At 54.0% G+C, this 2,626-nt stretch carries 3 protein-coding genes; all 3 read left to right on the top strand.

The genetic code is table 11. The features are described from left to right. On the top strand, positions 1-698 hold a 698-nt coding region (locus FBZ93_RS40295; RefSeq protein ID WP_167529465.1), incomplete at its 5' end, for a polysaccharide deacetylase family protein. A gap of 127 nt (positions 699-825) precedes the next feature. Next, on the top strand, positions 826-2,007 hold the full coding sequence (locus tag FBZ93_RS40290; RefSeq protein ID WP_146993214.1) for an aromatic ring-hydroxylating oxygenase subunit alpha: 1,182 nt from the start codon (positions 826-828) through the stop codon (positions 2,005-2,007). Positions 2,008-2,058: 51 nt separating this feature from the next. Beyond that, a partial coding sequence (locus tag FBZ93_RS40285) for a transporter substrate-binding domain-containing protein (RefSeq protein WP_146993213.1) occupies positions 2,059-2,626 on the top strand: 568 nt, incomplete at its 3' end.

Below are 2,626 nucleotides of genomic sequence, written 5' to 3'. Positions count from 1 at the left end.
TGTCAGGCTGGATCATCGAGCGGTTTCCTCAGACAATAGAGTTGTTGCTCAAGAACGGGCATGAAATAGCTTTGCATGGCTACGTTCATGAGCGTTCGAATGAGCTTACTCTTGAGGAAGAGGAGCGCGTGTTGGATCGCGCGCTGGCGGCATATGCACGTGAGGTCGGGGGTAAACCGCGCGGCTGGCGTGCGCCGGGTTTTGCCTTCTCAAAGAACTCCTTGAAACTTCTTGTCCGGGCTGGCTTCGAATATGACTCCTCGTTGATGGGGGATGACGTTCCGTATGCAGTCGAAGGCGATAGCGGCAAGCTGCTCGAATTTCCCGTCGAGACGACGTCCGACGATGCTGCGTACTATCTGAATAACGGAGACTTCAGTTATCTGATGCCGATCCAATCGCCCCAGCGGGCGATTGAGGTTTTCCGGGCTGAATTCGATGCGACGAGAAAATATGGGGCTCTTTGGACTACTGTGTGGCACTGTTTCCTATCCGGACGCTTGGCACGCTTTGATGCAGTAGTTCAGTTTATCGAATACATGCGAGAACAAGGCGGTGTGTGGTTTCCCCGATTGGACCAGGTTTGCGACCACGTGAATTCGCTAGTAAGCGCTGGCCGATGGGCACCACGCGTAGAGCCCGTTTGGTTTTACGATAGCCCGGTTCCTGAGTTCATCCGACCCGCGAGCAAACGGTGATGAGCGAACCGGGTAGCGCCAACGTTCCTACGCAATTCGAAGAGATGTGAAGACATCACGTGGTGAAACAAGATCGTGATGTGAAGAAAGCCTAACACCGGTCCGATACCTGAAAGGAAGCGAATTCATGTCCCAAACCTCGCCTTGTCTTGCCGGTACGATGTCGCAATCCGAACGCTTGCTGCTCGATACCCTCTCGAACGTCGCTCAAACGCGAGCAACTCATGCCATGCCAGGAGGGTTCTACACCTCCCAGGAGTTCGCTCAGCTCGAACGTGAGCGAGTCTTCCGCCAGAGCTGGGTTTGCATCGGCCACGTTGGCGAACTGCCCGCCAACGGTGATTACTTCACCGTCGATTTGGTTGGTGAACCGCTGCTGGTGCAGCGCGACGGGAAAGGCGAAATCCGCGTATTCGCAAACGTATGCAGTCACCGTGGCAATCTCGTCGCAATTGGTCGCGGAAACGCACGCATCCATGTCTGTGGTTATCACGCATGGAGCTTTGATCTCGAGGGTAAACTAAAGCGTGCGCCCCTCATGCAAGATTGCAAAGACCTTGACGCTGCAAAATGTTCATTGCCTACCATTTCTACAACGATCTGGCAGAATTTCATTTTCGTTAATCTAGATGGTACGGCCGCGCCACTATGTGAGACGCTTGCTCCGCTCGAGTCGCATATCCGAGACTACAATTTGAAAGAGCGCGGACTGCACTACAGTAGAGAAGAGGTGTGGAATACCAATTGGAAATGCTTGGCTGAAAACTTTATGGAGGGCTACCACCTAAACGCCACGCATCCTAAGACCCTAGGGACTAGGTCGGGGTCGGAACTGAGCGAACACGTGCCAGGGAACGGGCATTTTTCGGCTTATCGCTCGCACTATAAGCCCGGAGCGCCCCAGCGAACTGAAGCGTTCACACTCGGTCGAGGAAATGCGCCCCAACGGGAGGCCGTGGCTCCTTCGCGTGAAGAGAGCCCGTTTAGCTTCAATTTCAGTGTCTTTCCAAACCTCCTCGTTAGCTCAAATTTTCACCGGACCGCGTATGTATGCTTGATGCCCTTGTCGATTGATCGAGTCGAATTGCGTTTGGGCTTCGACGGTCCTGGGGAGAAACCAGAATCCGACCGCTTGGCGGAGTTCATTGCGTATGTCGATCAAGTCAATAGCGAGGATCGTGCGAAACTTGAAACTCTTCAGCACGGCCTCCGATCAAGCTTTTATAAGCCGGGGCCACTCGCACCAGAAAACTACGAAGGAACAGTACGCGATTTCTATAGCTTCGTGGCCAAGCGCATTTGCAATTGATCGGGTTAGCAAGTCATGGACATCAACACGAACCGTTCAAGTGGATAGAATATGACAAGGACAATCTGTCTTTTGCTGGCGATCACTGCCGCTTTGACCAATGTTTCCACATTAGCTGCCGCGGGCGAGACCTCCGACCGCATAATGAAGGAAAAAAAAGTAACCCTCGGGGTGATGGAGCTCGAGCCCTTCGTGTTTCGGCAGAAGGACGGGACGTTCGCTGGGTCCGACTTCGAAATCGCTAAGGCGGTTTTCAGCAAGCTCGGCGTTACAAACATTGAGGCGATACCGGTCGACTACGCTTCCGCTATTCCGGGTCTCAAGGCAAAACGCTATGATGCAGTCGGCTCGTTGTTTATTCGTCCCGATCGCTGCAAACAAGTTGTGTTTGCAAATCCGCACTACCAGGCGAGCGACGGTTTGATCGTTGCGAAGGGTAATCCAAAAAAGCTCGCCAGCCTCGAGGACATCGTCGCGAAGCCGGACGTTACCGTAGCCGTCACGCAGGGCGGCGCGTCCTCCAAGACCGCGCAGGCAGTTGGAATACCTTCTGGGCAGCTCGTATCCCTTCCTAACATCACTGCTGAGTTGGCTGCCTTGAAGGCGGGGCGCGTGCAAG

This window comes from Bradyrhizobium macuxiense, assembly GCF_007993935.1.
Lineage (GTDB): Bacteria > Pseudomonadota > Alphaproteobacteria > Rhizobiales > Xanthobacteraceae > Bradyrhizobium > Bradyrhizobium macuxiense_A.
This window is presented reverse-complemented; position numbering and strand designations above follow the sequence as displayed.

Bases quoted from the DNA above. Each gene is read 5' to 3' on its own strand.
- FBZ93_RS40290 (WP_146993214.1), top strand. From the start codon at position 826: ATGTCCCAAACCTCGCCTTGTCTTGCCGGTACGATGTCGCAATCCGAA.